The sequence below is a fragment of the Niallia taxi genome, from assembly GCF_004005475.1.
Taxonomy (GTDB): Bacteria; Bacillota; Bacilli; order Bacillales; family Cytobacillaceae; genus Niallia; species Niallia taxi.
The window spans coordinates 1-5,423 of the sequence record NZ_RZTZ01000041.1 but is presented as its reverse complement, the minus strand read 5'-3'; the positions used below and the strand labels follow the sequence as shown (position 1 = coordinate 5,423).

At 34.0% G+C, this 5,423-nt stretch carries 5 protein-coding genes; all 5 read left to right on the top strand.

Annotation, left to right across the window (positions count from 1 at the left end; translation table 11 throughout):
• The coding region (locus EM808_RS28230; protein ID WP_328590396.1) for a group II intron maturase-specific domain-containing protein at nucleotides 1–267 on the top strand (267 nt) is incomplete at its 5' end.
• A gap of 200 nt (nucleotides 268–467) precedes the next feature.
• On the top strand, nucleotides 468–851 hold the full coding sequence (locus tag EM808_RS28225; RefSeq protein WP_127743115.1) for a MerR family transcriptional regulator: 384 nt from the start codon (nucleotides 468–470) through the stop codon (nucleotides 849–851).
• Nucleotides 852–922: 71 nt separating this feature from the next.
• Nucleotides 923–1,756: an oxidoreductase gene (locus EM808_RS28220; RefSeq protein WP_127743113.1), complete on the top strand. Its 834-nt coding sequence runs from the start codon at nucleotides 923–925 to the stop codon at nucleotides 1,754–1,756.
• 757 nt (nucleotides 1,757–2,513) lie between these two features.
• On the top strand, nucleotides 2,514–3,080 hold the full coding sequence (locus EM808_RS28215; protein WP_127743111.1) for a TetR/AcrR family transcriptional regulator: 567 nt from the start codon (nucleotides 2,514–2,516) through the stop codon (nucleotides 3,078–3,080).
• A gap of 59 nt (nucleotides 3,081–3,139) precedes the next feature.
• Complete coding sequence (locus EM808_RS28210) at nucleotides 3,140–4,981, top strand: alpha/beta fold hydrolase (RefSeq protein WP_127743117.1); 1,842 nt, start codon at nucleotides 3,140–3,142, stop codon at nucleotides 4,979–4,981.
• Nucleotides 4,982–5,423: the final 442 nt, after the last annotated feature.

The window sequence follows — 5,423 nt, the reverse complement described above, 5'->3', positions numbered from 1 at the left end:
AAATCTATTCATTTAATTATGGATAGATTTAAAAGGTCACTTATAGGTTATTACAACTATTACTGCATTACAGACAATACGCAAACTGTGAACGGATTTAAAGAGAAGATTGAAGAACTACTATATAAATGGCTAAATAGAAGAAGTCAGAGGAAATCCTTTACCTGGGATAAATTTAGACTCTTTCTAAAGAAGTTTCCACTTCCAACTCCAAGAATTAAAGTAAACATTTATGAATTAAGAAAAGAGATTAGCTATATTCTGTAAAAGATAATTAGGAGGAGCCGTGTGCGTTAATTGCGCAAGCACGGTTCTGTGAGGGGGGAGAGTACAATTTACCGTAAGGTAGAAAGGCTCTCTTCTACTCGACTAGTGGAATAAGAAGACAGAAGACAGAAGACAGAAGACATATACATACGTTTAAAGTATAATCTTAAAGTAGACTTTAACTTCAAAGGAGATTTATTATGTATTCTATTAAAGAGGTAGAAAGTATGTATGGACTGCCTTCATCTACTTTAAGATATTATGAAAAAGAAGGAATACTTCCTAAAATACATAGAGATAATGGAGGAAGAAGAAAATATACTGAAGAAGAATTAGAATGGTTACAACTAGTCATTGCATTAAGGGATACCGGAATGTCGATGGAAGAAATAAAACGCTATGTAGATCTTGTAAAACAAGGAGATAAAACGTTAGAAGTAAGAAGAAGTATCCTTCTTACCCACAAAGAATCTGTTGAAAAGAAGATGGATCAGACATTAAAGCACCTTGAAAAGATAAATAGAAAAATGGCTATATATGATGTGATGGTTCGTGGCAAAAATCCAAAAGACTTTCTCATTTAAAATTTAATTGTTGACTTAAAGTTCACTTCAAGTTGTATGCTACTATTATATAATTTAAAGGAGTGAATAGTATGAGTATAAAAGATAAAGTTTGGTTAATTACTGGTTGTTCAACAGGATTTGGTAGAGAAATCGCAAAAAGTGTTATAAACTCAGGTTATAAGGTAGTTGTAACAGCAAGAAACCCTGAAACACTTAGTGAATTAAAGGATATGAACGAGAAAAACGTATTAGTATTACCTTTAGACGTAACAGACAAAAATCAAGTAAAAGTTGCATTGGAGAAAAGTGTGGAAGCTTTTGGAAGCATCGATGTATTAGTGAATAATGCAGGTATAGGTTATTTTAGTTCTGTTGAGGAAAGTTTAGAAGATGAGACACGTAAAATGTTTGAAATTAACTTCTGGGGATTGATGAATATGACCAACGAAGTTCTCCCATTAATGAGAAGTCAACATTCTGGCCATATCATTAACTTTTCTTCTATTGGAGGTCTAGCATCATTTCCTGCTCTTGGATACTATCATGCTACAAAATATGCTGTAGAGGGTATTTCGGAAAGTCTTGCTCAAGAGCTTGCACCCTTTAATATTAAAGTCTCATTAGTTGAGCCCAGTGGTTTTCGAACTGATTGGGCTGGCCGATCCTCTGTAAAAACAGAATCTCAACTCTATGCAGATACGGTAGGTAAAATGATACAAGTAGCTGAATCTGGTAGCGGAAATGAGGCAGGTAATCCAAAAAAGGCAGCAGAAGCTATCATTACTATTGTTGAATCACCTAATCCACCACTTCGATTATTGTTAGGTAAAATGGCTTATCAAGTAGCTACTCATAAATTTACAAATCTACTTAATGCTATTGAAGAATGGAAGGAAACTACAGTAACGGCAGACTACCAATAAGTTTTTATATTTAAGTAATAGTTGTTGAAAGACACTATAGAGAAGAGTAATTAACTTTAATAAAACACAGTTACCTTTGGTAGTTGTGTTTTATTTTGCTAAGAATTAATGAAAGATGAAAAAATATTAGAAAAAGTATAAAACTGTTAGGTATTCCCTATTTCTTTTATCACAATCGTGGCAGTATAGTGAAAGAAGAATAAAAGAGTTTGCATATGTAAATAAAAAGCACTGTCAAGAGACAATGCTTTTTTTATTTTTTTCAGTGTGTAGAAACTTGCATTTAATTTTAGTGTTACATTCCTTTAGAAAAACTTACTAGCGGAAATCAAACATTCTTAATACTACTTGTTAACAGTAGCAACCTATGAATTTTCCTTTATTAAACGAACAAATTCTAGTATAACAGGTGTTAAATTGTCTAGATCGTTTGCAAAAATCTAAATATCAAATGATATGGAAGGGTGATAGGAAGTTTTGAGTATACTTTTGCTAAGGTATCCAAGATATATTCAGAATTAATCTCAATACCATCAGCCACCATTTTGATAGCCGATTCTGCATTTTGAACTAGTAAAATCTTATCTGTATTTACAATGTTTGTATTTATATAAGGGATTTGTTCAATAATCGTTTCAGCAGCTATTAATGATTAGTTTTTTTGGGTGGGCTATAAATTATTTCCTACCTTCACCGATTTTCCTTGAAAAATATCTATTAGTACTATATAGTACTAAATATGATGAAGAATAAATTAATGAATCGAAAGCATGTCATTGAAGTAGCAGCGATTTTATTTTTAGAAAAGGGATTTGCATACACAAGCATGGATGAATTGGTCCGAGTCAGTAAAGTGTCCAAGTCAAATGTGTATTATCATTTCTCGAACAAAGAAGAATTATTAGAAGCTGTGGTTGATTATTGGATTGCTAAGTACCATTTTGCAATAGAAGAGGTGATAAACCAGCAACAACTTTCGGTCGAGCAAAGAGTGACCATGTTTTTAATGCAATTAGCACAAGGTGTGCAAGTGAGGGAGTTTAAAGGAAGTTGTCCATTTATTACACTGGCAATTCAAAGCCCGGCACAAGCTACCCAACTGAAAGAAAGAATTGGCTTGTTTTTTGCCGAATTGCAATCAAAGGTCAGTTTGCTTATTGCTCAAGGAGTCGAAAGAGGGGAATTTCGAAAGGCAATCCAGCCGGAAGAAATAGCCTCATTATTTATTACCAATTTGGAAGGCGCGTTATTTATTGCAGAAACGCAAAAGGATGCAACAATCATTACAAAAACAGCTCAACAATTTATGAAATTGCTTCATTAAAGAGGCAATTTTTTTTACAAAATATTAGGACTGATTAGTACTAAAATGGAGGGTGAATGGTGAAAAGAATTTTATTAATAGGTGGAACTGGTTTTATTGGTAAGCAATTATTGCAACAAATAGCAACTGAGCAGGTCGAGATTTTCCTGTTGGTAAGGTCTAAAAGTAAAGCAATCAAGTTGTTTGAAGAAAGCGGGTACCTACACAGAAATCTATTGCAATTTGTAGAAGGTGATTTAACTAAGGAAGGGTTAGGATTACAAGAAGAGGACCTGCAACAAGTAAAGAAAAGTGATGTAATCATTCATGCAGGTGGACCTATGGATATTAGTATCTCTGAAAAACAAGCGACGTCAGCGTTTTTAAACGGTGCAAAATATGTGAGTGAAATTGCTGAAAGCATACATGTAACAAAAGGTTTAGAACATTTTATCCATGTAGTAGGGTACATGAGTCCATTTAATGATGACAACAGCGATATAGATATTAATGTATTTCAAAATGCATACGAATTAGAAATAAAAAATCATTACGAACGTACAAAATTTTTAGCTGATCTCTATATGCGGCAACAGGCAAAAAAAGTAGGTTATCCTATTTCGGTAATTAATCCCCCTACAGTTGTTGGTCCTAGTCAGACTGGGAGTACAGAACAGGTGGATGGATTAGGGTTGCTGGTAAAAAGTATGCGTAAAGGTCTTATGCCTGTTGTTCCTGGTGGGGGGAATTATCGACTTCCACTGATTGCAAATGATGCATTAGCAAAATTTATTGTCCGAATTTTAAATCAAAAGCAGCCGAAGAGCCATACATATACACTCGTCCCAGACCGTCAAATGGATCTAAATGTATCTGAATTACTTCGTATCATGGCGGAAAGTTTGAATGTAAAGGCACCTACTAAGGCTATTCCAATACAGATTATGAAATTATTACTGAATAGCGGCGGAAGTAAAATAACTGGAATTCCAGCAGATAGTTTAAACTTCTTAACGAATAAAGACTTCTCAAATGCCAAGGTGAAAGAAGTAATGGGACCAGATTGGTTCCGGACGACAAGTGTAAAGAACTTTTTACCAGCTGTAATCGCAGATATAGATTATCGAATAACGTATCCCCATCAGCAATTAGATTCCAGATTTAATAGAGTACTTATCGGTAATGTTGTTGTTTATCAAACAAGCGGAGAAGGAAAGCCATTTATCTTGTTCCATGGATTATTAAGTGATGGAGAAGATTTATTTCCACTAGGGATTCAGTTACATGAAAAAACAGGTCGACCTGTGTGGATTGTTGATTTGCCTGGTTTAGGACGTTCACCTTTTCAAAAGGAAAAATCTATGATGACTGCTTTGCTTCAAACAGTTAAATATTTATTGTCGCAGGTTGTGGAAGGTGCTCACTTTATTGGTCATTCATTTGGTGCACTTGTGTTAATAGCTGCACACAAAGATAATTATTTTCGTCCAGAGGATTCTATCACACTACTTCAACCGCCTGTGATGAAGAAGGTTACGACTGAAGTTCCAATGCTTATAAAAAAGTGGGCTTTAAAGACAGCAAGTATTAGTCGGTTAGAAAAATATTGCTTGGAAACAGGATTGTTCGCCATCGCTGAGCAAATTCCTGTTCACTATATTGCAAAAGTTAAACATAGCTTTACCTCCCCTAGAATTTTAAATTCGACCGTTTTATTGGATGAATGGTCATCGAGTAAGGAAGAAAAAGAGATGAACGGTAGTGCAAAAAGTAATTTTGAAATTATTTGGGGTGATCAGGATAAGGCTTACCAGATCCCTATCAATCTGGGGGAAGTCAAGAGGCTTCCATATGGGCATCATTTTCCACTAAGTCACCCAAATGAAACAGCACATGTCATCTTGGAATATGTGGAAATTTGAAACATTACTTAAAAACTATATAAACTGATTTCAGTAAATCTGGCGGTTTTTAAGTTACTATGATTATTTTCTAAGCAACTTGATTGAAACTAAAAACGTCAGCTTTGGTTATTGTGAGAACACTACCAACTCTTTTAGATGATGAAATGGTTACTCTGTTTCAAATATTTATTGCAGCCTTTCGTAAGTTAAGTGATAAAGAGACAAGTTTGTGAGGAAATATACTTAAACTAAACCAGCTAATAGTTTGTCAATATCTTTCAATAAAATCTTTAAATCTTTCATGTTATACTAAATTTATGCATACCAAATAACCTTCCAATTTCACTATTTGGAAAGTTTTGGTCACATTGGTTTTCCTTTTTAATTACGCTATATCTTGGAAAGTAGATTTGTTTTTCAACAGTGCATATATCCAGTGTAAAAGTTTATTTGCACAAGC

What these genes read in the sequence shown, in the direction of transcription:
- EM808_RS28225 (WP_127743115.1), top strand. Translation starts at nt 468, where the DNA reads ATGTATTCTATTAAAGAGGTAGAAAGTATGTATGGACTGCCTTCATCT.
- EM808_RS28220 (WP_127743113.1), top strand. Translation starts at nt 923, where the DNA reads ATGAGTATAAAAGATAAAGTTTGGTTAATTACTGGTTGTTCAACAGGA.
- EM808_RS28215 (WP_127743111.1), top strand. Translation starts at nt 2,514, where the DNA reads ATGAATCGAAAGCATGTCATTGAAGTAGCAGCGATTTTATTTTTAGAA.